Below are 25,023 nucleotides of genomic sequence, written 5' to 3'. Positions count from 1 at the left end.
GCACTACTCTTCATCCACCCTCATGTTGTCTGGAATTTTAAGTTCAGCTTCTCGCGGAGGCACCGGCTGCTTGCCTGTACCGATTTTGAAGGTCCTCATCTGGAAAACATAGGCAAGCACCTGCGCAACTGCGGTATAAAGACCGGATGGCACCTCTTCATTTATTTCCGTCGCATAGAAAAGGGCACGCGCCAGCGCAGGGGAAGAGAGGATCGGGACATCATGCTCCTTCGCAATTTCACGTATTTTCAGAGCAACAAAATCAGCTCCCTTGGCAATAACGATCGGTGCATCACTGGACGACTGATCATAACGAATAGCCACAGCATAATGGGTCGGGTTGGTGATCACGACATCAGCCGTTGGTACCTCAGACATCATTTTACGCTGCGAAACTTCGAACTGAAGCTGACGGATTCGCCGCTTTACCTCTGGCTTACCCTCTGTATTCTTGTGCTCATCCTTGACTTCCTGCATGGTCATTTTCAACTTCTTGTTATAGCTGTAGTGCTGCCAGGGCACATCTATGAGCACAATAATCAAGATGGATGCCGCCAGTGCCAGGAATATCCATTTCAGAATCTCTACAGCATGCACCGTCGCTGGCTCGACCGCCTCACTGGTCAACGACACCAACTCATGCCTGGCTGCAAACAGCACTATCACAGCCACAGAACCCACTATCAGCACCTTTCCTATCGCCTTGAACAACTCCACCAACGAGTTACCGGAAAACATGCGTTTTATGCCCGCTATAGGGTCCAGACGACTCCCCTTGGGCTGCAGAGCATCCGTACTGAAGTTCCACCCCCCCATGAACATGGGCGTCAGCAGTGTGACCATGAACACCAGCAGAAAAAACCCCCAGAGACTGAAAAAGGACATGTACAGGGACTCAAAGAGATGCTTGACCATATAAGAAACATCCCATATCTCATCCCCACGCAGTGAGAAGTTGTACTTCATCATCTCCATCAGCGCACTGGCCAGCATACTGCCAAACAGTATGGCTGAGAATGCCGCAGCCATCAGTAGCGTAAAGGTATTCAACTCACGCGAGCGCGGTATATCCCCCTTGTTACGCGCATCCTGAATACGCTTCGACGTGGGTTCTTGTGATTTTTCCTGACCCGATTCTTCAGCCATTCAGCAAGGCTCCCCCATTCAGGAATCCGGCAATAAAGTCGAGCACAAAATCGCTCATACGTATGTAATGGTCATAGAATATAGGAATATTTATCCAGTGAAACAGCAGCCCCATCAGCATTGAGAAAGGAAACCCGATGGCAAAGATATTCAACTGAGGAGCCGCCTTGGTCATCACACCAAACGCCAAGTTGATCGTCAACAACGCAATGGATGCAGGCAGTGCCATCACCAGCGCACCGACAAACAACCAACTGAGTGATAACGCTACGCGCATGAAAATATCTGGAGTGAATCCACTCTCGCCCACAGGGATTACAAAAAAACTGCGCACCAGTATCTCAATCATCACCAGATGACCATTCATCGCCAGAAACAGCAGCGTGCTCATCATCAAATAAAACTGAGCAACTACTACGATACTGATCCCGTTGGCCGGGTCACTCATCTGCGAAAAACCCAGCCCTGACTGCATTGCAATAATCTGCGCCCCGGCAACAAACGACTGAAACAGCAGGTGCAGCGTAAACCCGAAAACCGTACCTATGACAATCTGTTGAGCAATCACTACCCAGGTGGCAAGGGACAATCCTTCCAGACGAGGCATATCCGGCAACACCGGCATCAGCACAACCGTCACGGCAATAGCCAATCCCAAACGCACTCGCTGAGGGACCAGTTGAGTACCGATAATCGGAATAGCCATGAAGAAGGAACCGATACGGAACAGGGGCCACAGAAAATTGGCTACCATCTGCTCTATTTCGGCGATGGATACAAACATCCCGCTACCCGATCAGTCTTGGGATATTCAGGAAGAAGAACTGAAACAGGTCCATGATCTGCATGACAATCCAGGGCCCGGCATACATCACCGCCAGAAGTGTCACGACAAGACGCGGCAGAAAGCTCAGCGTCTGCTCGTTGATTTGAGTCGCCGCTTGAAAAACCGAGATCGCCAGACCCACAACCAGTGCAGGCCCCACTATCACCACCACAATAATAATAACCAGCCAGAAAGCATTACCGTAGAGGTCCAGCGTCATTTCAACTGTCATATAACCTCCTCTATACGCCGAAACTGGCAGCCAGCGTTCCGACAACCATTGCCCAGCCATCAACCAGCACAAACAGCATCACCTTGAAGGGCAGGGATACGATAATAGGAGACAGCATCATCATACCCATGGCCATCAAGACACTGGCAACAACCAGATCAATAACCAGAAAAGGGATAAAGAGCATAAAGCCTATCTGAAACGCCGTTTTAAGCTCACTCGTTACGAAAGCGGGAATCAACACCGTGAAAGGCACATCCTCGGGTGCGTCAACCATCGGCGTATCAGAGATACGCATGAACAGGTTGAGGTCGCTTTCTCGCGTATTTCGAATCATGAAGGCATGGAAAGGAGCCCCTGCTTCAGTTATCGCTTCCATTGCCGTAATCTCTTCCGCGATATAGGGCTGCAGAGCACGATCATTCACCTGATCCAGAACAGGCGTCATGATAAACAGCGTCAGAAAAAGAGACAGACCGATCACCACCTGATTGGATGGTGTCTGTTGCAGCCCAAGCGCCTGACGCAACATCGCGAACACTATCACTATGCGGGTAAACGAGGTCATCATCAAAAGCATTGCCGGCAGGAAAGTCAGCAATGTCATCAGCGCAAGAATCTGCAGCGTTACGCTGTAATCCGTCTGACCATCCTCTCCGACAGTCATGGTAACCGCCGGAATGCCCGTATCAAATGTCTGCGCGACAGCCGGCATACTGAACAGCATAATCAGAAGCAGCAACAGCCTCATGAGGATCGCTCCTTTTTAAGCGCCTGCTGCAACCGTTTCGAAAACTCGGAAGACCCTCTGACAACCGGCTCAATCACCGGCTCATCAAATGATTTGATAAGACTGACCTGGCCTTGAGCCACCCCCAACAACACCTGCTCATCACCCACTTGCACCAGCACCACACGTTCTCGATTACTCAAGGCAAGTGATGCCACGATTTTAAGCTTCGGATGCTGACCAGGCAAAACCGAAACTCGTCGCAGCAACCAACCCAAGCCAAAGATGACCAGCAAAACCAGCGCCAGACCCAGCAACATCTGCAGAACTGCTCCCGGCGAAATGGGCTCAGCCATGCGCATCGCAGGCGCAGGTGTTTCCGCCATCACGCTCAGAGGCAGATAGACAAGGAGAGCAGAGATAAAACGAGATAGTAAAGGGATAGCCACTATTTCAAACGCCGAATTCGCTCTTGCGGACTGATCACATCCGTCAGCCGAATACCATAGCGATCATTGACAACTACAACCTCACCACTGGCAATCAGCGTTCCGTTAACCTTAACATCGAGCGGCTCACCAGCCACCCGATCCAACTCGACCACCGATCCCTGACTCAACTGCAGCAGATTGCGTATCGCAATATCGGTCCCACCAACCTCAACAGTAAGCATCACCGGAATATCCAGAATAACATCCAGCTTTCCATCAGAAACAGGAGCAGACTCGTCTTTCAGTTCGTCCAACTGAACGGCTTTCGCCTGCCCCTGGCCAACCGCATCGGCAAGCGCATCAATGTCGACATCATCGCCCGAACCTGTCTGCTCCTCCATGGCCGCTGCCCATTCGTCCGCGAGCGCCTGCTGATCTACATCGTTATTCTCGTCACTCACAATCCGCTATCTCCGCACCATCAGTGTTTACTCTTCAACCCGCTTTACAGGCTCGACCACTTTAACTGCAAGATTACCACGCGAAGTACCAAGTTGGCAGGTAAACATCGGGACATTATTAGCCTTAAGCATCAGCATATCGGGAATATCGATCGGGATCACATCACCCACTTCAAATTCCATGACATCCCTGAGCGTCATCTCTTTCTCTGCCACCACCACTTCAATATCAAGATCCGCCAGCATTATGTCGCGGCGCAAGGAGGTGAGCCAGCGATCATCCTTCTCGGTTTCGCTGCTCTGAAAGGATGACATCAACTGATCTCGAATAGGCTCAATCATGGAGTAGGGCAACGTAACGTGAAATTCGCCACTCCCCCCTTCAAGATCCACCTGAAAGGTACTGACAACCACCACTTCACTGGGGTTAACCACATTCGCCATGGCAGGATTCAACTCATGCCCCACCTGCTCAAAACGCACACTTGCCACTGGGCGCCAGGCATCCACAAGATCACTGAAGAGCTGATGCACGGTTTTATACACGAGGCGGGTTTCAGTCGGTGTAAAATCACGCCCCTCTATCTTGGCATGACGACCATCACCACCGAAAAACTGATCCACGAGCTTGAACACCAGCTTGGCATCCATGATCAGCAAGGCAGTACCTCGCCAGGGATGCACTCGCATCAGCGTCATACTGGTAGGAACATAAAGGGTGTGAATATAGTCGCCATACTTCATCACCTGCACGCCGCCGACGGTTACATCAGCCGTGCGGCGCAACAGGTTGAAAAGCGTGACACGTGCCTGTCGGGCAAAGCGCTCGTTGACCATTTCAAGCGTAGGCATGCGCCCACGAACGATTCGCTCCTGACTGGCAAGATCATAAAGCCTTACGCCGCTGCCATCGTCGACCTCAGCATCATCGGTTTCTACGTCGCCATCATCGACACCATGCAACAGCGCATCGATCTCATCCTGCGAAAGCAGATCCTTGACTGACATAGGTGCGCTCCGCTACTGCATTACAAAGTCGGTGAAGAGTAGTGTCTCAATTCCCGGCTCACCGATCTTTTCCATCATGATCTGCTGAACCAGTTCAGTACCTTCAGATTTCAAGGCACGCTTGCCCTCTACGGTACGCAGTCGCTGAACGGATTGAGTAGTAAAAAGGGCATTCAGGCGCGCTACAATCAATGGCATGTGAGCATCGAGCGCATCCGCCACTTTCTGATCGCGACTTTTTGCCTCAACGTATATCTGCATGAAGTGGCGACTGCCACCCTCAGCCTGAAGCGATGCCACAAAGGATGGGCGCCCTTCAAGCGTGCGTACTTTAGTATAGATCGCTTCCTGCCTGACCGGTTCAGCGGGCTCTTTGTCGAAAAGGAAAAAATAAGCACCTGCCCCACCACCAATCAACACAACCAGCAGTATTGCCGCGCCCAAAATGATAAACAGCTTCTTTTTTGACTTCGGTGCTGCTGCACCTTCTTCCTGTTCGTTTTCGTCTGCCATACCAACCTCATAACTGCTACAGAAACTTCCGGGTTATGAGGTTAATATAACACACTGATTTTCAGGCTGAAGCATCCTGATCAGGCATAATAGTCAACAAGCCCCAATCGACGGCCGTTTTGCCCCCCTTGCTCTAGCATCTCTTCGCTTTCATCACCACTGCGATAGTCCCCTGAGCGCTGCGCATTCTGCCGCGCCCTATCCTCCTGAGCCTGATCTGACACAGATGAATCCATCAGATTCAGCCCCTGCTCAGCGAACATCTCCCTCAATCTCGGCATGTTCTGCTCCAGAGCATCACGAACAGCTGCGTTTGGCGAGCTGAAGCTGAGGCTGACCTGATCACCTGGCAAAATATGCACTCTGATCTTCAATGCTCCCAATTCAGGAGGGTCCAGCCTGATCTCCGCAAACCTTGGCCCCTGTTGCGTCATCATGATGGCACGCTCACCCATCGCCCTTGCCCAGGCGGGATTCTGCAACTGCTGCGCCAATGCAGCCTGCTTGGCTGCAGTAGTTGCATCGGCAGGCACACTATTGGCAGCCATCGTACTCTGAGCCGGTGTTGACGTCAGCCCGGACTCCAGCCTGACAGACTGCTGGGGAACATCACTCTGCTTGAGCGCTTCACCAGATACCTTCTGATCCACACCTCGCTCCTGCGGGAGCAACTGATCTGTAAAGGCCGCTCTTGCACGGTCGGTATTTTGCTGCTCAGGAGTAGCTGGTAGTGGACCCTGGCGCTCATGCAAGGGAGGAGGCGTCGAAGAGGACTGCAAGGATTCAGGCGCTCGGTTGACTAACGAAGCCTGAGACCGGCCATCCATTTCGGATTGCTTTGTGTCAGGCTGAATACCCGGCGGCGGGGTAACAGATAAGCGCTCAGCCCTGGCAGCCTCAGAAGTCATCCTGTCCTCCGTCTTGATTGATTCAACAACATCAACCCTGCCAGCTCTGACCTCTTCGGCAGCTCTCATTGCGTCCGTCCTGACCGCATCAGCCACAGCCTTAGCCTGGGCCCGGTCTTCTGCAGCAGCCAAACTCTCTGCACGCGCCTGAGCCTCCAACTGACGACCCGCCTGCCCGTCAACGCCAACTGACATATTGGCTGAAATGCGCTCACGTGAAATCTCACCCTGCTCTCTAACCTGAGCCAGCCTTTCGGACAACAGCTCAAGCACTTTTTCCAACGCTTCACGAGCAAGCAGGCGACCATCGGCAATCATGTCAGCCTGCTCAGATTCAGCCTGAAGCGCCTGCTGCAAAGCCTGCTGTAACTGCTGCAATGCAACCTCAATCCTCGCCAACTGCTCGGCGGTCAGTTCAGGCGGCAAACCGTTCGTATCAAGCTCACCGAAAAGAGCCTGCAACAGATCAGCTCCTTTGCCTTCGTGCTCGCTATCCGGGTCATTGAGAAGCGCACTCAGAGCATCCAGCCACTCTGCCAGCTTTTCTCTGGTAGAGCTGTCAATGCCGAGCTGCTCAGCATCACTATCGAATTGCCATCCGCCACCATTTAACAAGTCTTGCAGACGCGCCAAAACAGCTGAAATCGCATCAGGCCGAGAGGCTGCCTGCCCGCCATCATCTTCTTGTGGCGATAGCAGAGACAGAAGAGCATCAAGATCCTCAGTATCCAGCATCATTTGGGTGTCATCAGATGGCTGAGTAGAGGCTCCAGCAGACTCACCTGAATCAAAATTCAGGTTATTACCGCTGAACAGCCATCCAGGAGTCGCCGAACCACTCTCATTGCCACTTTTAAGATCATACCCACGACCATCTGCTGCATCCTGAGTTTTGCCGTTTTTAACAGGAAAAGGCGGCAATTGCATGCCATCCTGCGGCAAACTTTCGCCACCAGCCTGCGAAATACTGGAGGCTCCAGCAGACGCAGCCTGAGCCTGCCCAAGCCATATGGAAAAGCCCGCGGCCTGCAGTTGCCCGCCTGCGTGCTGCGCACCCGGCTGCCCTGAGACAGCAGCAGAAGCTGGCAGACTGAGTGCCAAAGTCGGGCCGGATAACATAAAACCGGTCAGTTGCGCGGCCATGCATCTCTCCTGAATAAATAGTTACAGAGACTATGCAATTTCAAGGCCAGCTCTACTTTCCCTTCCTTACACATCTACGGATGGATGGCCGGTACAACTTATATTCCTCTGGCACGCTGCAACTGCGAACGTTCATCAATTTCACTTTGCAGCCTTTTATCCTGCAACTGCTGCTCTGCCGCAAGCGCCTTGACCTGCAGTTTTTCAATCGCCTGGAAATGTCTGTAGGCCTGCCGCCAGTGCTCCGTTACCATTTCCAGCTGGTATCTGGCCTGTTTCAGCGTCTCCTCCTGCTTCAGCAGAGCATCCTGTATCTTGGCAATGAAAAAGCGATGCGTCTGCATCGCAACCGCAGTCAATCCAGACTGCCCAGCCCTGGTGAACTGCTCCTGATATTCCTGCAGATAGATCTCAAGCTGTTTTTTCTGCTGCTCACCCTGTACAACCCTTTGACGACTTTCTGCCATGTAACGATCCGCCATCTCGCGCTTACGGCGAGCAAGGTCCAGAACCACATTCAGGCGCTGAGAGCGCTTTTTTTTCATATTTTCACCCTGTTAACCCAGATATTACATGAACCGCACGCGCATTCATGAAACACGGGTCAGCGACGCGTGGTCGGTGTTGCCTTCTCATTCGTCGGTGGTGGCGACAAAACCATCGCCAGCTCCTGCACGCTGCGCTGATACAGCATCTCCTCCTGCATCCCCTGTTGCAGATAGGCATTCAGCATCGGCAGGAGTTCAATCGCTCTATCCATCAGGGGGTCACTACCCCGTGCATAAGCACCTACAGACACCAGGTCGGCATTCTGCTGATACTTCGAGTAGTAACGACGAAACTGCATGGCGAGATTATACTGTGCCGAATCGATAATCTGAGGCATCGCCCTGCTGATGGAAGCTTCAATATCGATGGCAGGATAGTGCCCCTGCTCTGCCAGTGATCGTGACAATACGATATGTCCGTCCAGAATCGCACGCGCCGCATCCGCAATTGGATCCTGCTGATCATCCCCTTCCGTCAGAACCGTATAGAAAGCTGTTATGGAGCCCGCGTTATGCTCACCATTACCGGCACGCTCAACCAGCTTCGGCAACCGGGCAAAAACTGATGGCGGATACCCCTTGGTGGCTGGCGGCTCACCTATCGCCAGCGCTATCTCGCGCTGCGCCTGGGCATAACGGGTCAAGGAGTCCATCAACAGCAGAACCTTCTTGCCGCGGCTCCTGAAATACTCTGCAATCCGCGTAGCCAACTGCGCCGCACGCAACCTCATCAATGGCGAGTCATCAGCCGGGGACGCAACAACCACAGATTTGGCCATCCCTTCCGGACCAAGACTGTGATCAATGAACTCCCTCACCTCTCGACCACGCTCACCGATCAACCCGACGACTGTGATCTCTGCCTCGGTATAGCGCGTCATCATCCCAAGCAGCACCGACTTGCCGACACCACTGCCGGCAAACAGCCCCAGACGCTGTCCGCACCCTACCGTCAGCAGGCCATTGATGGCACGAATGCCAACATCAAGTGGAGTATCAATAGGGTGGCGCTTAAGCGGATTGATGGTTTCACCTGCTAGCGGGACATAATCCTCCGCATCCAGCGGCCCTTTTCCATCCAGAGGCTTACCTATGCCGTTGAGAACACGCCCGAGCAGACCAAAACCAACGGGCACCATACTCGCACCCGCCTGAGGCCTGACAACAGCACCTGGCTGCAGGCCGTCGACAGCATCCAGCGGCATCAGGTAGACACGATCGCCGGAAAAGCCGACCACCTCAGCCTCAACACTAAGCGTCGGTGTCACCTCTATCAGACAATAGTCGCCCAGCGCCACGCGCAGCCCCACTGCCTCCAGGGTCAATCCTATCAGGCGCGTGATCTGGCCTCGCGCCCGTGGACGCGCAGACTCATATTCAAGACTGGCATAACGATTCAAGCGCTCATGCAGAGACATGTACCCTCCCCGTTAATCTGAGTCAGACGCTGACCCGGAGCCCAGGCGCAACAGTAACTGACTGGCCACTTCGGCAATACGCTGCTCAACGGTGAAATCAACATGCGTATATGAGGAGGAGACCCGACACCCCCCTTCGGTCAACTCAGGGTCATCAATCAGCGTCAGATTCTCAATATCCGGCAGCTCTGAAAAGCGTTCACAATCATCCGGATGAAGATAGAGCTTCACTACCCCGCTATCTTGCGGTATAAGCGCCAGCGCTTCATGCACACTGGCCGCCAGAAGGTCGCTACGCGACTTCAGCTCAGCTTTGACAACACTCTCGGCAAGCTTGAGAGACAGCTTAACCAGCGCCTCCTCCAGCACCGCCTCCTGCTCTGCCAGCGGTTTCTGCAGTTTTTCAATCAGCGAATCCAGCAACACCAGGCGAGCACTGATCTGGTCCTGACCTGCAGCAATACCCTGCTCGACCCCCTGCTCAAAGCCAGCTTTCTGCCCTTGCTCAAAGCCCTCCTTTTGCCCGACCCCCAACCCCTCCTGATAAGCCTCTTCATGGATCTTTTCAAGCTCGGCAAGCGTCACTTTCTCGGCAACTATCTCTTCCTCTACCACGACCACTTCAGGCGCCTGCTCGCGATGCAACGCCTTCATTTCACCCCCTCCCTTCATTTCAGGAAGTTTCCAGAGGGCAATCTCTCCTACCTCTGAGGCAGGAATTCTGACGGGTTGGTTCTGTTCAGGCTTCATGAGCTGATCAAATCATATCGTCGCCGGCACCCAGAGAGATCTCGCCCTCATCAGCCAGGCGTCGGGCTACTGACAGTATTTCCTTCTGCGCCATCTCTACCTCACTGACCCGGACCGGTCCCTTGGCCTCCAGATCATCACGCAGAAGCTCAGCAGCACGCTTCGACATATTCTTGAATATTTTTTCCTGCAGTGCAGTATCGGCCCCCTTCAGAGCAATCACCAGTTGATCTGTCTGAATTTCGCGCAGAATGACCTGAATGCCGCGATCATCCACATCAATCAGATTATCAAATACAAACATCAGATCCTGAATCTGCCTGGCCAGGGATTCGTCCGTTTCCTTGATGTTCTCCATCAACTCAGCTTCAATACTGCTCTCAATGAAGTTCATGATATTGGCTGCCGCCTTGACACCACCAATCTGGGTCAACTGTGTCGAGCGCGGGCCGCTGAACTGGGTTTCAAGCATATCATTCAATTCCTGAAGTGCTTGCGGCTGAATACGGTCCAGTGCGGCAATGCGCATCATGATGTCGAGCCTGACCTTATCATCAAAATAGCTCAATACACTGGCAGCCTGATCCGACTCCAGATATGAGATGATGACAGACTGTATCTGCGGGTGCTCAAAGCGGATAATCTCAGCAACCTGTCGCGGGTCCATCCAGCGGAGAGTATCCAGGCCGGAAGTATTGGTGCTGAACAGGATGCGATCAATCAGAGTCTTGGCCTTCTCTTCACCCAGCGCACGATTGAGCATGGTACGGATATAGCGGTCATTATTGATGCCGATACCCGTCTGATCACCGACAACATTGAGAAAATCACTGACAACAGCCTCAACCTTCGATTGCGGAATGTTATCCAGACGCGACATCGCCTCGCCGATCATCTGCACCTCTTTCGGTCCCAGATGCTTGAGTATATCGGCAGCGTCATTTTCTCCCAGACTGATCAGCAGCACCGCTGCCTTCTCAATACTGTTCAGCTCACTCATTTTCCACAACCCACTGCTTCACCGCCTGCGCCACTCGCGCAGGATCCTCAGCCACCATACTACGAATAGCATTCAACTGATAATCAAAGCTCTCGTTCGGGGTAGGCAAAACACCACTCTCAGTACCGCTGAAAGTCACCCGGTCATCGGCAACCCCGGAGGTTGCCAACTGATCAAGCTCGGCCGATATTTCACCGGCTGCCCCAAGGCCACCGGAAGGCTTGTTCTGCCCAGCTTCGGTAATATTCTTGAGTATGGGGCGCAGTACTCCGAGAATCAGAACCAGCACGAAGATGGCCCCCATCAACTGCTTTATAAGCGTCCAGAAAAGATCACTTTCCCAAAATGCCGGCTCGTCAAATTCAAATGGCTCATCAGCAATAAAAGGCGAATTGATAACATCGATACTGTCTCCTCGGAGCGCCGAGAAGCCGACAGCGTTCTGCACCAGAAGACGCAGCCGCTCCAGTTCCGCCTCCGTCCAGGCTGCACGGGTACGCGTACCGGTTTCCGGGTCTGTTACCGGCAGATCATCCACCACCACAGCAACTGTCAAACGATTGACACGCCCCATCTGATGCCGCGTGTAACTGACACTGCGATCCAGCTCAAAGTTACGGGTTGCCTGATTCCGACTGGTACCACTCACAGCCTGCTGCACACCACCTTCACCATTGGCAACCTCAGGCACGGTAGCTGCTCCCGGAGGCTGATTGGCCAGAGCACCCGGCACGCCAGCGGGTTGCGCCCCTGCAGCTCGCCGCTCCTCCATTGTCTGCTCACTGCGCAGTGAAGGCAGATCCGAGTTATAAAGCTCATCTGCCTGCTCTATCTGTGTAAAATCGATATCAGCAGACACTTCCGCCCGGAAGTTACCCAACCCGACCACAGGCTGCAGAATACTGTTGACGCGATTGACCAGGGTATCTTCCACCTGGCGGGTGTATTCAAGCTGCCTGGCCGCGAGCACCACATCCACATCAACATCACGCGTATTCAGTAAACGCCCACGCTGATCCACCACGGTTACGTCCTGAACATCAAGCTCGGGTATGCTGGACGCAATAAGATTGGCAATAGCCGCCACCTGATCACGCTCAAGCTGGCGACCGGAAAAAAGATCCAGAAACACAGATGCCCGCGGTTTGCGCTGATCGCGAATAAAAACGGTGTCCTTGGGTATTGCCAGATGCACTCGTGCACTGCGCACCGAGGTCATGCTGCTGATAGTACGCGCTAACTCACCTTCAAGACCCCGACGATACCGGGTTGTTTCCATGAACTGACTGGTACCCAGCCCCTGCTCCCTATCCAAAAGCTCAAAGCCAACTGTCTTATCGGCTGTTATCCCTTCCGCAGCCAGACGCAGCCGAGCGGTATGAACATGCGATTCCGGAACCAGAATCGATCTTGAGCTGGTATCAAACTTGTAGGGCACCTTATACAGCTGAAGCTGGTCGATGACCTGATTCGCATCCGCGAACTCCATATTGGAAAAAAGCACACGGTAATCAGGCTGCTGAGACCAGAGGACCACTGAAAAGCCAATAGCGACACTGGCCGCAAGCCCTATCATCAAACCCAGTTGGCGCAGAATCCCGAGACTGTTAAAGCCCGCCAGTATTCCACCCCTGTTACCCAATTGCCCTGATGCGTTTTCCATTTATGCTCGGCCCAGATCAAATTGGCATTTTTGAAATTTCTTCATATGCAGAAACCAGTCTATTCCTTACCTGCACCATGGCCTGAAAGGAAACAGACGCTTTTTGTGCCTGAATCATCACCTGAGGAAGATCGATACCCGGATCACCCCGCTCATAGGACTCACGCATATTATTGGCAACCTTCTGCTGCTCGTTGACCTGATCGACAGCTGACTTCAGCAAGGTTCCAAAGCCCGTGCGCTCAGGTGCCTTATCAGACTGGATTGCGCCCGGGATCTCCAGCTGGCGAACGCCCTGCTGCACCTCCCCTCTCAACGCTTTCATCTGAGCAAGAACACTGTTGATATCGGCACGTTCAATCATGCTAACAACCCATCCACAAACGGCATTTTTTTGACATTATAGTTGCATGGTGAGCGGTTACAAGAAGACTGACGCATAAAGTGATAATAAATTGACACTTTATGCTGGCAGACCAATCACCAACTACGAATAATGCAAAAAACAGGCCAATACCTGCTTCAGTAGATATGACAGCGCCGGCTCTCAGCCAACCGAAGGCGGTGAACCATGCTTGAGACGCACATACATGAGCGCGACAGTAATAGCATCGCCCAGTGCGGTATGACGCTCGATGATGGGAACATCAAGCTTTTTTGAAATGGTATCAAATCTCAGGTCAATATCGCCGCCGATACTTTTCCATTTGATGATGTCGTGATACACATGAGATAGCTCAACAGCCTTGTTTGGCAAACCAAACCCATAAATCGGGCGCATGAACTTATCAATTACCTTGATATCATAATTCACGTAATAGCCCAGTATCGGACGATTTCCTACAAAGGCCAGCACCTGCTCCAGCGCCTCCTCAACCTCAATACCGTTAACCAGGTCTGCTGCCCGTATCTTATGAATCTTGATGGACTCTCCAGTCAGACTGGCAGGTGGTTTCAAACGTATATCCAGGCGATCGCTGGTCATCACCTTGCGCCCTTTTATACGCACAGCGCCTATGGAGAGAATTTCTGCCTTGGAAACATCAAGACTGGTTGTCTCACAGTCCAGCGAAACAACCTCATCTCCTTTATAGGCCTCAAAAAGCTCGGCATAAGGGCCATCCCGATGCTCTCGTCGCTCCTTGAAGCGTCTTATCGTACGCGGAAGAATCATCGTTCAATTACTCAGGTGGTAGTGTAAAGTCAGAAACTTTTTGAAATCCTTCACGATGCGCAAGGCATCACGCAACAGCTCCCTATCCAGCTTGGACAGCTTCTGCAGATCCACCATGTTTGGTGTTTCATCAATACCCGTATCACTCTCATCCACTCTTATTATCTGCTGCTTCAGACGCTGCTGAATAAACAGTGCCAGAGCTTCAGAAAGATTATCGCCCATCGACTTCTGCATCTGACCCATCTCGACCAGCGCCTCTATCCGCTTGAAGGTATTGGTTTCCAGTATGCGGTGCTCAAGCGCCATGGTTCTGACGCCATGTACGATCGGGAACACTCCCCCTTTCTTGACATCCAGCTGCCCTTTATCCTTCAGGCTACCAAAGAATGTCAAAGGCGTCTCGAAATTCAGCGATGCCCTGGCAAAATGTGAATAGAAAATATCATTATTACGAATATTGCGCAGAAAGGCGCCGCGGGCCGCCTTGAACAGGGCACTGTTGCCTGCCACGGGCTTGCCATCAACCGCTATCGCCAGATTCATGACGGACGTCCCTTCACAACTCTCTGCCCAGCGGCTGAGCTTCGCCGCCCAGTCACTGGTAGTGTTAACCCACTCAGGATTGGATACCATGATATTGCCGGGACAAGGGGGGAAGCCAAAAGAGATCAGCGTATCACTGAAAATTTTCATGGCATCATGCATTCCCGGCCAGTCAAGACCATCTCTGTAGATCAGCCCATTATCCTGATCCGTTTTCATGATCTGCTCACCCCGCCCTTCCGAACCCATCACGATCAGGCAGACATGTGGTCGCATATCAACCGGGATCAGAAGATCAAACAGCTTCCCCAGTATCCGCCCGTTCATCGCAGCCAGCAGCTCCATCGTGAAGCGAATGCGCACACCGGTCGAGATCAGCGCCTTGATCAGCTCCGTCAGCCCCCGAGCTGCCTGACGCAACTCTTCGACCGTTTTGGCTCGCTCCACTCTCAACCCGATCACATGCGAGTGGCTGGAAAAATGACTCAACACATCAGTCAGTTCCACAACACCACACAACTCATTCCCCCGCATCACGACCACACGCTCAATCTGCTGCTGAGTCATCATGATCAGGGCGTTGAACAGGTAGTCTTCAGGATCAATACTGATCAGACGGTAACTGGCGATATCCGCCACATCCTCCTCCAATGGTTTGCCATTCAGTACCACAGCATCCAGCAGATCGGTCCCCGTCACCATGCCATAGCGGTTGCCGCGCTTTGCCAGCACGCAGTCAGCCTTATGCTCACGCATCAACTGAGTGGCTTCACGCAGGCTGGTTTTTTCCGGCACAATCAAAGGCTCACGTATGATGCCATCGGTAATACGTGCCAGCATGAACTCCGCCATATCCTGACTTTGCCCATACTGGTCAGCGATCTCACGTTTGGCCGTCAGATTCTGCTGGAAGTAGTCCGCAAACATTGGGTTCCCGGCAATCAGATCCAGCAGTATCCGTGTTGGCAGAATATGGCAGATGGTTTCTTCAACAGCGATGAAGTTATGGATTGCCTTGCCATTCAGGACCGACCAGCCACCGAAATAGTCCTCATCCTCATAATGGACAAACACATTGTGACTCTTTTCCTCTGTATCGCCCGAGGCATCCGACAGATCACTCTCACCGACCCGTCCTTTCATGATGATAAACAGCCCTTCAGGTTCCTGACCGGCTGCAATCAGCGTTTCACCTCGTTGGAAATAGCCTATATCCAGATGGTTGCGCAGCAGTTTCTGCTCCTGCTCACTCAGCAGACTGAACGGCAGATTCTCCATATTGAATGAATCGGGCATGCGCTATACTCCTGAAAATCTGAATGAAAAACTCTGCTTATCGCCCGTCTACTGCCATCTTGTACCACGCGGTATACGGACATTATCAATCAACCTCTGCACACTCTCCGGTGGAGCCGGTGTCAGACACATCACCACCAGGGCAGTGGCAAAATTAAGCACCATCGCCAACGCACCAAAGGCTTCGGGCGACACACCCAGCACCCACTGGGCCTCCTGACCACCCATGAACTTGAAGTAGATCACGTAGGCCAGGGTACTGAACAAACCAACCAGCATACCGCTCACTGCGCCGGCTGAATTCATGCGCCGACAGAAGATTCCCAGCACGATTGCCGGAAAAACAGTGGCAGCCGCCAGACCGAATGCAAGCGCCACCACCTCAGCCACAAACCCCGGCGGGTTAATCCCGAAATAGCCGGCCAACAACAGCGCCAGCACTGCAGACAAGCGCGCAAAGCGCAACTCCTGCCTGTCCGACATGTTCGGCCTCAGGGTTCTCTTCATCAGATCATGCGATACGGATGTCGATATCACGAGTAACAACCCTGCCGCTGTCGACAGCGCAGCTGCAACGGCACCCGCCGCCACCAGCGCTACCACCCATTCAGGCAACATGGCTATCTCGGGATTTGCCAGCACCAGTATGTCATGATCAATATAGATCTCGGATGCGAACGGCTGCCGTGTCGGATCAAACTCGCCGCTGGAAGGGTTGGACAGCAGTCGCTCTCCCATCTCACCACGCTCACCGCTGAAAACAGGGCGCCCACCATCAGCTACGCTCCCCGCCGCGTACTGCACCCGGCCATCGCCGTTATGATCATGCCAGGCGATCAGACCGGCACCCTCCCAGGTTCTGAACCAGTCCGGCATCGCCTCATAGGCAACCCCCTGCTGATCAGGTCCATTAAGCGTCTGAATCAGATTGATCCTGCCAAACGCGGCAACACCCGGCACAGAGGTGTACAGAAGTGCAATGAAAACCAGCGCCCAACCGGCCGACTCGCGGGCATCGCGTACATTCGGCACGGTAAAAAAACGTACAATGATATGCGGCAGACCAGCCGTTCCACACATCAGCACCAGCGTCAGCATGAAGCGATCCCAGGTAGACCTTTGCCCCTGGGTATAGGGATCAAACCCCAGCTCGGTCAGCATCTCATCCAGGGTCTGCAGCACTGTCCGACCATCATCCAGCTGTGCACCCAACCCGAGCTGAGGCAGCAGATGCCCTGACATCAGCAGTGACAAAAACAGAGCAGGCACCAGAAAAGCACAGATCATCACGCAGTACTGAGCCACCTGGGTGTAGGTGATCCCCTTCATACCACCCAGCACGGCATAACAGAACACTATCGCCATGCCGATCAGCACACCCCACTCGATCTGTACCTGCAGATAGCGGGAGAAGACAATCCCTACGCCTCGCATCTGACCGGCCACATATATGAATGAGATCAGAATGGCGCACAGCAGTGCCAAGCCTCTGGCCAGGCTTGCGTCGTAGCGATCACCGATAAAATCCGGAACTGTGAATTTACCGAACTTTCTCAGATAAGGCGCCAGCAGCAAAGCCAGCATCACATAGCCACCGGTCCAGCCCATCAGAAAGGCAGAGCCATCCCGCCCCATAAAGGCAATAACGCCAGCCAGAGACAGAAATGAGGCCGCTGACATCCAATCGGCTGCAGTCGCCATTCCATTCGCCATGGGCGAAACACCACCACCGGCAATGTAAAACTCACGCGTTGAGCCGGCGCGAGTCCATATGGCTATGCCGATATAAAGTGCAAAGGAGGCGCCGATAAACAGAAAAGTCAGCACATTGAGAGTCATGCTGCCATCTCCGAATGCCTGAATGGCGCGCTACTCCTGAACATCGTACTGCTTATCCAGACGGTTCATACTGAACATATAGCCCCATACAATCAGTACAAACACGTAGATTGAGCCCTGCTGTGCAAACCAGAAGCCAAGCGGATAGCCGAACAGACTGTACTGATCCAGCAGATCAACAAAGAGGATGCCGCAGCCATATGAAGCTGCAAACCAGATTCCAAGATAGATACCTATCAGGCGCAGATTAGCTCGCCAGTAAGCGCGAACAGTATCCTGGTGCGTGGACATGGGCTTGGGCATGGGCGCCCCCTTCACTTTATTATTTTGATTATCTGCTGATCCATCAGAGCAGCAACCATCAATCTAACAAAGGAGGCGGCCAAGAGAAGCCCGACATTAGTCTTAACCGGAAACGCCAGTGCCTCGGAGGTACCGACCGATGCCGGATGGCCCGCCTAGCGGCAGGTCAACTGCGCGAGACGACTATCCAACTCTATACGTGTGGCAAGCTCCAGTCGGGGCTGCCCCTGCTCTGTCAGAGGCACCAGATCGCCGGTCAGACAGTTCAGCAGTTGCGGCTCAATCTCAACCCGGTCGTAGGTGCGACGTTCAAAGCGGTAGATCACCATTTCGACTATCTGCTGATCATCCTGCTCAATACGGCGCAGGTTAGCCTGATCCAGCACAGTAAACTCCAGCGTTTGCGGAAACAGATAGCTCCAGGGGCGCCAGGGCAGTTTCACATCATGGGTTTCAAGCACGACAGACCCGGCTGGCAGCAGCGACTGCTTGTGATCGAACCAGGTGTACTCACCATAGATCTGATACGCCATCATTCCGACACCGGCAAACACAGGCACAAGCCAGACCGGCAAGCGCTTACGGCTCAGGGCACGCAAAAAAAACGCAACCCCCGCAGCCCCGAGGCCTGAAAAAACAGTACCAACTAAATCCCAGAACATCGCACATTTCCTTTCTGTGAGCAAAACCGCATCTTCTGCCGAGCATGCATGCGACGTCAAGGCCTGCATGGCAGATCAGCAAGAAGTGGGTTTAATAAAAAGGCCCCCATATGGGGGCCTTGATCAGCCTGAAGCCTGAGAGAGATCAGTGGCTGACTGCGCCGCCGGCACCGTGAGGTGAGCGCACACTTTCAACCAGATCCTGAATTTCCTGTGGAGGCTCTTCAGTCATCATTGATATGCCATAGGCGACCGCGAAGTTCAACATCGCACCCACTGCACCGAAGGAGAGTGGAGAGATACCGAACAGCCAGTTATCAGGCGTGTTAGCCAGAGTGGCAGTTCCTGGAATAAAGAACCAGCCCAGGAAGGTGAAGATATAGAGCAGGGTTGCAATCAGACCGGTCAGCATACCGGCAATTGCGCCCTTGCTGTTCACCCGCTTGGAGAAAATACCCATCATCAGCGCAGGGAAGAGTGATGCCGCTGCGATACCAAACGCCAGTGCTACCACCTGCGCCGCGAACCCGGGTGGATTCAAGCCCAGATAGGTTGCCAGGAGTATGGCACCACCCATTGAGATACGGGCTGCCAGCATCTCCCCTTTTTCAGATATCTTCGGATTGATGATGTTCTTGATCAAGTCATGACTGATCGCAGAGGAGATCGCCAGCAACAGACCCGCCGCAGTGGAGAGTGCCGCTGCAATACCACCGGCTGCAATCAGACCGATAACCCAGGGTGGAAGATTCGCGATTTCGGGGTTAGCCAGAACCAGGATATCGTTATTCACCACCAACTCGTTGCCTTCCCAACCACGCTCCTGCGCAATTGCGATGCCTGCAGGCGTCGTGTCGGCATACATTTGGATGCGTCCATCATTGTTCTTGTCTTCAAAGCGGATCAGACCGGTCGTTTCCCAGGTTTTAACCCAGTCAGGACGATCGGCGTACTCCAGAGCCGGCTGAGTCGGGCCATCAGGATAGATGGTGGTCAGCAGGTTCAGACGCGCCATGGATGCAACAGCAGGTGCTGTCAGATACAGGATCGCAATGAAGATCAGTGTCCAACCGGCAGACCAGCGGGCATCAGAGACTTTAGGTACGGTGAAGAAACGGATGATAACGTGTGGCAGACCAGCAGTACCGATCATCAGAGACAGGGTGAACAGCACCATGTTCAGTTTGTTATCAACATCAGCAGTGTAATCACGGAAGCCAAGCTCACGAACCACTTCATCCAGCTTCTGCAACAGTGGCAGACCAGACTCAGTGTGCTCACTGAACATACCGAACATCGGGATAGGATTGCCGGTCAACTGCAGCGAGATGAAGACGGCTGGAATGGTGTAGGCCACAATCAGTACGACATACTGAGCCACCTGAGTATAGGTGATACCCTTCATACCACCGAATACGGCGTAGATGAAGACTATAGCCGCCGCGATCCAGATACCGGCCGAGCTGCTCACTTCAAGGAAGCGTGAGAAGGCAACACCAGCACCGGTCATCTGACCGATAACATAGGTGACCGACATGATGATCAGACAGACAACCGCCGTGAGGCGAGCACCCTGGCTGTAGAAACGATCACCGATGAAATCGGGTACCGTGAATTTGCCGAACTTACGCAGGTAAGGTGCCAGCAGCATCGCCAGCAGTACGTAACCACCCGTCCAACCCATCAGGAAGGAGGAGTTGACATAACCCACGGAGAGCAGACCCGCCATGGAGATGAAGGATGCCGCAGACATCCAGTCGGCCGCAGTGGCCATACCATTGGTGACCGGGTTAACCCCACCACCGGCAACGTAGAACTCTTTGGTTGAGCCGGCACGTGCCCATACCGCGATACCGATATAGAGGGCGAAAGAAGCACCAACGAACAAGAGGTTGATTGCAAATTGACTCATCTGGTATTACTCCTCGCCTGCACCCAGTTCTTTATCGAGCGTGTTCATTCTCCAGGCGTAGAAGAAGATCAGCAGGATAAAGGTCAGAATCGAACCTTGCTGCGCAAACCAGAATCCCAGATCAGTGCCCCCGATCGAAATATTGGCCAGCAAGGGGCGGAAGAGTATTCCACAGCCATAGGACACAAAGGCCCAGATTGCGAGGCTAATGACTATCAGGCGCAGATTCGCCTTCCAGTACAACGCCGCTTTATCAGATTGGTCCGCCATAACAGCTTTCCCCCATTTTGTTGTTATTGAGAGGTTTCTCGGAAAAGGACAGGTTCAATCTAACAAACAGTCTGGTCCAGAAAATCCCCGACTTTAGTCTCAGCTTTTTTTGACCTTCATCAAATAATAAGAGAATATCTATAAATATCATAGAGTTAACAGCAGACAAAAGAGAGCGTCGTGATGACACTCCTATACAATGGTATAAGAGCCAAAGTTGTTATTTTGCTCCTGCCAGACTGCCAAACCCTTGCAATAACGCGTTACACTTGTCCCAACGTCACTATCGAAGTCGCTACTATGCTCTCCGGCTGGATTATCATCTTCATATCGATCGCCTACCTGCTGCTGCTGTTTGCAATTGCATACTATGGTGACAAAAGCGAAACCGGGATGCGCTGGGCGAGCCACCCGGTCATCTACTCTCTGTCGCTGGCAGTCTACTGCTCATCATGGACCTTCTATGGCGCAGTGGGCAGGGCCGCCTCCACCGGATGGGAGTTCATGGCAACCTATGTCGGGCCGGTCATCGTATTCCTGCTTGGCTGGCGCATGATTGAGAAAATCATACTGGTCAGTAAACAGCAGAACATCACCACCATCTCCGACTTTATCTCCTCACGCTATGGCAAAAGCCAGAGCCTGGCTGTGCTGGTGACACTGATCGCGATTCTGGGCACCATGCCCTATATCGCACTGCAGTTGAAGGCTGTTGCGATCAGCTATAACGCCATAGCTCCGGGTGCTACCGAAGCGCTCAGCAAGGGCAGCGATACCGCTTTGTTTGTTGCAATACTGATGGCGATCTTCTCAATTCTGTTCGGCACCCGGCATATTGACGCAACCGAGCATCATCCAGGGCTGGTTCTTGCGGTTGCCTTTGAGTCGATCATCAAGCTGACCGCCTTTCTTGCCGTCGGCTTCTTTGTCATGTTCGGCCTGTTTGGTGGCATATCGGAGATGATGAGCAGTGTCAGTGATCAGCTACGCCATAACAGCAAATTCAGCTCTCCTTTCTCAGGCAGTTTCCTGACAGAGATCATTCTGGCCTGCGCTGCCATCATCTGCCTGCCTCGCCAGTTCCATGTCACAGTTGTCGAAAATACCAACCCACGAAACCTGTTGATGGCGCGCTGGCTTTTCCCCGTCTACCTGATACTGATGGGCTTGTTTGTACTGCCGATTGCGGTTGCCGGGCTGAACAGTTTTTCCGGCAGTATGGTCGATGCCGACTCCTATGTTCTGATGCTGCCCCTGGTGCATGGCTGGGAGTATCTGGCTATCTTCGCCTTTATCGGTGGTTTGTCGGCGGCCACCAGCATGGTCATCGTGGCCAGCATCACGCTATCCACCATGGTGTGTAACGATATTGTCATGCCACTGCTGCTGCGCATCCGCTGGCTCAAGCTATCCCGCTCCAGTGATCTGGGTGCCTTGCTGCTGAGAGTAAGACGCATCACTATTTTCTGCCTGATGCTGATGGCCTATTTCTATTATCGCATTCTGGGAGATCATGGTCCGCTGGCCTCTTTCGGCTTGTTGGCATTTGTGGCAGCCATTCAGTTTCTGCCGGCAATTGTCGGCGGCATCTACTGGAAAGCCGGTACCCGCCAGGGCGTACTGGCAGGAATGACGGCTGGCATGCTGCTATGGTGTTATACGCTGGTGCTACCCACCATGCGTGCAGCGCAGATACTGCCGGGTGAGCTGGATGCCTTACTGCCACCCGGCTCAGAACTGCCAAGCTGGCTGCAGCCCACCTCACTATTTGGTCTGGGCGGGCTCAACCCTCTGACCCACGGTGTATTCTGGAGTTTGAGCGTCAATATTCTGCTCTTTGTACTGGTTTCACGCCTGTCGGTTACCCGCCTGGTGGATCGAATTCAGGCCAGCGCCTATATCAATGTCTACAACAAGGATCTGTCTGACCATTCGCGCCTGCTGGGCCATGTCACCGTCGGTGATCTGCAGATGCTGATCGAACGTTTTCTTGGCAGCAGCCGAACCCAGCATGCCTTTACCGGATTTGCACTGCAACGTAACGAGGAGCTGCCACTGGCTGGCGACAAGGCCGCGCCTGAGTTGATTCAGTACACCGAACGCCTGCTGGCGGGTGCTATCGGCGCGTCGTCTGCGCGTATCGTGATGGACTCGACACTGCGCGGGAAGGAGATGCAACTGGGCGATGTCGTCACCATTGTGGATGAGGCTTCGCAGGCTCTGCGCTTCAACCGCTCCCTGCTACAATCCACCATCGAGAATATCAGCCTCGGTATCAGCGTGGTTGATCAGCAGCTGCGACTGGTTGCCTGGAACCAGCGCTATGCCGAGATATTCGACTACCCGGATGGTCTGATCTGCGTTGGCAGGCCGGCTGAAGATATCTTCCGCTACAACGCACGCAACGGCGAGTACGGGCCAGGCGATGTCGAAGAGCATGTCGCTGTTCGCCTGAAAACCCTCAGAAAAGGCAACCCACACGCCTACGAGCGCTATCGGCCGAATGGCACGGTGCTGGAAGTGCGTGGCAATCCCATGCCCAACGGTGGTTACGTCAACACCTATATGGATATCACGGTGCACAAGCGCACCGAGGAGGCGCTGCGCGAAAGTGAGCAGAATATCCGTATCTACACGGATAATGTTCCGGTATTGATCGCTTATCTCGACCCTGACAGGCGCTACCTGTTCGTTAACAAGGCCTATGCCGACACCTATAATATCGACCGCCATGCTGTTTCTGGCCTGCCCTGCTACCGCGTACTGTCAAGCGAAGAGTACGAATTCAGACGTCAATATATTGACAAAGTGATCGCCGGTGAGCGCCAGCGCTTTGAGATCGAGCTTCCGAGTACCAGTGACACACCACGTTTTGCCGAAGTGACCTATATTCCACATCAGGGTGAGCATGGCGACCTGCTGGGTTACTTTACGCTCTATCAGGATATCACCGAGCGACGCAAAGCCGAGATAGCCCTGCAGGAAACCAATGAAAATCTGGAGCAGCGCGTACGCGAGCGTACTCAGGCCCTGTCTGTGGTGAACAAGGAGCTACGCAAGGAGAACACCATCCGGGCATTGATGGAGGATGAGTTACGCCAGGCAAAGGCCGATGCCGAAGCGGCCAACCTGGGTAAAACGCGCTTTCTGGCTGCAGCCAGTCACGACCTGCTGCAGCCGCTCAATGCCGCCCGCCTGTTCACATCGGCATTGGCACAGCAGAGCCATAATCCTGAGATAGGCCAACTGGTCAGCAATCTGGACGGATCACTGCACGCAGCCGAGGAGTTGATTACAACGATTCTGGATATCTCCAAGCTGGATGCCGGCGCACTGGAACCTGCACCAAGCCATTTTGCGCTGGACGTTATCTTTCAGAACCTCGGTGCCGAGTTCAGTGCACTGGCGAAGGACAGGTGCCTGTCTTTCCGCTCCGTCAACTGCCGCCAGGTCGTTTTCTCTGATCCAACTCTGCTGCGCAGAATCCTGCAGAACTTTCTGTCCAACGCTATGCGCTATACCTCATCCGGCAAGGTTCTGATGGGTGCGCGGCGCAGGGGCCAATCGCTTCGACTTGAGGTGTGGGATACAGGTGTCGGCATTCCGGCAGACAAGCTGAAAGAGATCTTCGAAGAGTTCAAGCGTATCGACAACCCTCGTCACAGCGAGGTAAAAGGCCTGGGGCTTGGACTTGCCATCACAGAGCGTATCGCCCGGGTACTGGGGCATAAGATCGATGTTCGCTCCTGGCCAGGTAAAGGCTCGGTGTTCAGCGTCACCATTCCTCTGGGCGATCCCAACAAGGCGGTACGCAGCAAGCCGGAGCAACGCGGCTGGATACGCAGCAAGGGACTCAACGGCATCAAGGTACTGGTGATCGATAACGAACCGAAGATTCTGGAGGGAATGTCTGCACTCCTGCAAGGCTGGTCCTGTGAAACCTGCACAGCCCTGTCGGGTAATGAAGCGGTGGAAAAGGTTACAACACTGGGCTTTCAGCCGGATATCATTCTGGCCGACTACCATCTGGGAGAGGTACATACCGGCATCATGGCGCTGCAGCAGCTTCAGCCCCTTTGGTCCAAACCGGTGCCTGCAATTGTCATTACCGCAGATCGTACAGATGAGGTGAAAGAGGAGATTGAAGCCTTTGGAACCCACCTGCTGACCAAACCCATCAAGCCAGCCTCGCTGCGCGCAATGATAAACAAGGTGATTGCACAGACTCGCTGAATGCGCTGAGC

23 protein-coding genes are annotated in these 25,023 nt (G+C 53.4%); 1 reads left to right on the top strand and 22 read right to left on the bottom strand.

What is annotated here, in order from left to right; translation table 11 throughout:
- Positions 1-3 precede the first annotated feature (3 nt).
- The 22 genes from flhB to F7R27_RS02645 all read right to left on the bottom strand — a co-directional run bounded on the left by flhB (position 4) and on the right by F7R27_RS02645 (position 20,779).
- A complete protein-coding gene (flhB, locus tag F7R27_RS02750) occupies positions 4-1,146 on the bottom strand; it encodes a flagellar biosynthesis protein FlhB (RefSeq protein WP_151702672.1) in 1,143 nt (380 codons plus the stop codon).
- On the bottom strand, positions 1,139-1,930 hold the full coding sequence (gene fliR, locus F7R27_RS02745; protein ID WP_151702671.1) for a flagellar biosynthetic protein FliR: 792 nt from the start codon (positions 1,928-1,930) through the stop codon (positions 1,139-1,141). The genes flhB and fliR overlap by 8 nt, the downstream gene beginning before the upstream one ends.
- A gap of 4 nt (positions 1,931-1,934) precedes the next feature.
- The gene (gene fliQ / locus F7R27_RS02740; RefSeq protein ID WP_151702670.1) at positions 1,935-2,204 is read right to left on the bottom strand and encodes a flagellar biosynthesis protein FliQ; all 270 of its coding nucleotides are present in this window, start codon (positions 2,202-2,204) and stop codon (positions 1,935-1,937) included.
- 10 nt (positions 2,205-2,214) lie between these two features.
- Positions 2,215-2,955, bottom strand: a complete 741-nt coding sequence (gene fliP, locus F7R27_RS02735) for a flagellar type III secretion system pore protein FliP (RefSeq protein ID WP_151702669.1) — start codon at positions 2,953-2,955, stop codon at positions 2,215-2,217.
- The gene (gene fliO, locus F7R27_RS02730) at positions 2,952-3,320 is read right to left on the bottom strand and encodes a flagellar biosynthetic protein FliO (protein WP_151702668.1); all 369 of its coding nucleotides are present in this window, start codon (positions 3,318-3,320) and stop codon (positions 2,952-2,954) included. Before fliO ends, fliP begins: the two co-directional genes overlap by 4 nt.
- 62 nt (positions 3,321-3,382) lie before the next feature.
- Positions 3,383-3,826, bottom strand: coding sequence for a flagellar motor switch protein FliN (gene fliN / locus F7R27_RS02725; protein WP_151702667.1), 444 nt, complete (start codon positions 3,824-3,826; stop codon positions 3,383-3,385).
- Positions 3,827-3,853: 27 nt separating this feature from the next.
- Positions 3,854-4,834, bottom strand: coding sequence for a flagellar motor switch protein FliM (gene fliM / locus F7R27_RS02720; RefSeq protein ID WP_151702666.1), 981 nt, complete (start codon positions 4,832-4,834; stop codon positions 3,854-3,856).
- 12 nt (positions 4,835-4,846) lie between these two features.
- Complete coding sequence (locus F7R27_RS02715) at positions 4,847-5,347, bottom strand: flagellar basal body-associated FliL family protein (protein WP_151702665.1); 501 nt, start codon at positions 5,345-5,347, stop codon at positions 4,847-4,849.
- An 80-nt stretch (positions 5,348-5,427) separates the two neighbouring features.
- Complete coding sequence (locus F7R27_RS02710; RefSeq protein ID WP_151702664.1) at positions 5,428-7,398, bottom strand: flagellar hook-length control protein FliK; 1,971 nt, start codon at positions 7,396-7,398, stop codon at positions 5,428-5,430.
- Positions 7,399-7,496: 98 nt separating this feature from the next.
- A complete protein-coding gene (gene fliJ / locus F7R27_RS02705) occupies positions 7,497-7,943 on the bottom strand; it encodes a flagellar export protein FliJ (protein ID WP_151702663.1) in 447 nt (148 codons plus the stop codon).
- Positions 7,944-8,002: 59 nt separating this feature from the next.
- On the bottom strand, positions 8,003-9,364 hold the full coding sequence (gene fliI, locus F7R27_RS02700; RefSeq protein ID WP_151702662.1) for a flagellar protein export ATPase FliI: 1,362 nt from the start codon (positions 9,362-9,364) through the stop codon (positions 8,003-8,005).
- A gap of 12 nt (positions 9,365-9,376) precedes the next feature.
- Positions 9,377-10,018 (bottom strand): flagellar assembly protein FliH, encoded by a 642-nt coding sequence (locus F7R27_RS02695; protein ID WP_168927407.1) that lies wholly within the window; start codon positions 10,016-10,018, stop codon positions 9,377-9,379.
- A 103-nt stretch (positions 10,019-10,121) separates the two neighbouring features.
- The gene (fliG, locus tag F7R27_RS02690) at positions 10,122-11,114 is read right to left on the bottom strand and encodes a flagellar motor switch protein FliG (protein WP_151702660.1); all 993 of its coding nucleotides are present in this window, start codon (positions 11,112-11,114) and stop codon (positions 10,122-10,124) included.
- Positions 11,107-12,777, bottom strand: a complete 1,671-nt coding sequence (gene fliF, locus F7R27_RS02685; RefSeq protein WP_151702659.1) for a flagellar basal-body MS-ring/collar protein FliF — start codon at positions 12,775-12,777, stop codon at positions 11,107-11,109. The genes fliG and fliF overlap by 8 nt, the downstream gene beginning before the upstream one ends.
- Before the next feature lie 16 nt (positions 12,778-12,793).
- Positions 12,794-13,141 carry a flagellar hook-basal body complex protein FliE gene (fliE, locus tag F7R27_RS02680; protein ID WP_151702658.1) on the bottom strand — a complete coding sequence of 116 codons (348 nt, stop codon included), beginning with the start codon at positions 13,139-13,141 and terminating at the stop codon, positions 12,794-12,796.
- 183 nt (positions 13,142-13,324) lie between these two features.
- Positions 13,325-13,951 (bottom strand): 3'-5' exonuclease, encoded by a 627-nt coding sequence (locus tag F7R27_RS02675; protein ID WP_151702657.1) that lies wholly within the window; start codon positions 13,949-13,951, stop codon positions 13,325-13,327.
- A 3-nt stretch (positions 13,952-13,954) separates the two neighbouring features.
- Positions 13,955-15,793, bottom strand: a complete 1,839-nt coding sequence (locus tag F7R27_RS02670) for a putative nucleotidyltransferase substrate binding domain-containing protein (protein ID WP_151702656.1) — start codon at positions 15,791-15,793, stop codon at positions 13,955-13,957.
- A 48-nt stretch (positions 15,794-15,841) separates the two neighbouring features.
- Positions 15,842-17,632, bottom strand: coding sequence for a sodium:solute symporter family protein (locus F7R27_RS02665; RefSeq protein WP_151702655.1), 1,791 nt, complete (start codon positions 17,630-17,632; stop codon positions 15,842-15,844).
- Positions 17,633-17,662: 30 nt separating this feature from the next.
- Positions 17,663-17,935, bottom strand: coding sequence for a DUF4212 domain-containing protein (locus tag F7R27_RS02660; protein WP_240776176.1), 273 nt, complete (start codon positions 17,933-17,935; stop codon positions 17,663-17,665).
- Positions 17,936-18,090: 155 nt separating this feature from the next.
- Complete coding sequence (locus tag F7R27_RS02655; protein WP_151702654.1) at positions 18,091-18,597, bottom strand: hypothetical protein; 507 nt, start codon at positions 18,595-18,597, stop codon at positions 18,091-18,093.
- Between the two features lie 145 nt (positions 18,598-18,742).
- A complete protein-coding gene (locus F7R27_RS02650) occupies positions 18,743-20,509 on the bottom strand; it encodes a sodium:solute symporter family protein (RefSeq protein WP_151702653.1) in 1,767 nt (588 codons plus the stop codon).
- 6 nt (positions 20,510-20,515) lie between these two features.
- Complete coding sequence (locus F7R27_RS02645; RefSeq protein ID WP_151702652.1) at positions 20,516-20,779, bottom strand: DUF4212 domain-containing protein; 264 nt, start codon at positions 20,777-20,779, stop codon at positions 20,516-20,518.
- Between the two features lie 183 nt (positions 20,780-20,962).
- Here F7R27_RS02645 and F7R27_RS02640 point away from each other — a divergent pair, with 183 nt between their 5' ends.
- Complete coding sequence (locus F7R27_RS02640; RefSeq protein WP_420846608.1) at positions 20,963-25,012, top strand: hybrid sensor histidine kinase/response regulator; 4,050 nt, start codon at positions 20,963-20,965, stop codon at positions 25,010-25,012.
- Positions 25,013-25,023: the final 11 nt, after the last annotated feature.

Source organism: Nitrincola alkalilacustris, assembly GCF_008973755.1.
GTDB lineage: Bacteria > Pseudomonadota > Gammaproteobacteria > Pseudomonadales > Balneatricaceae > Nitrincola > Nitrincola alkalilacustris.
Note: the sequence above shows the minus strand (reverse complement) of the source record. Positions and strands in the feature narration are given on the sequence as shown.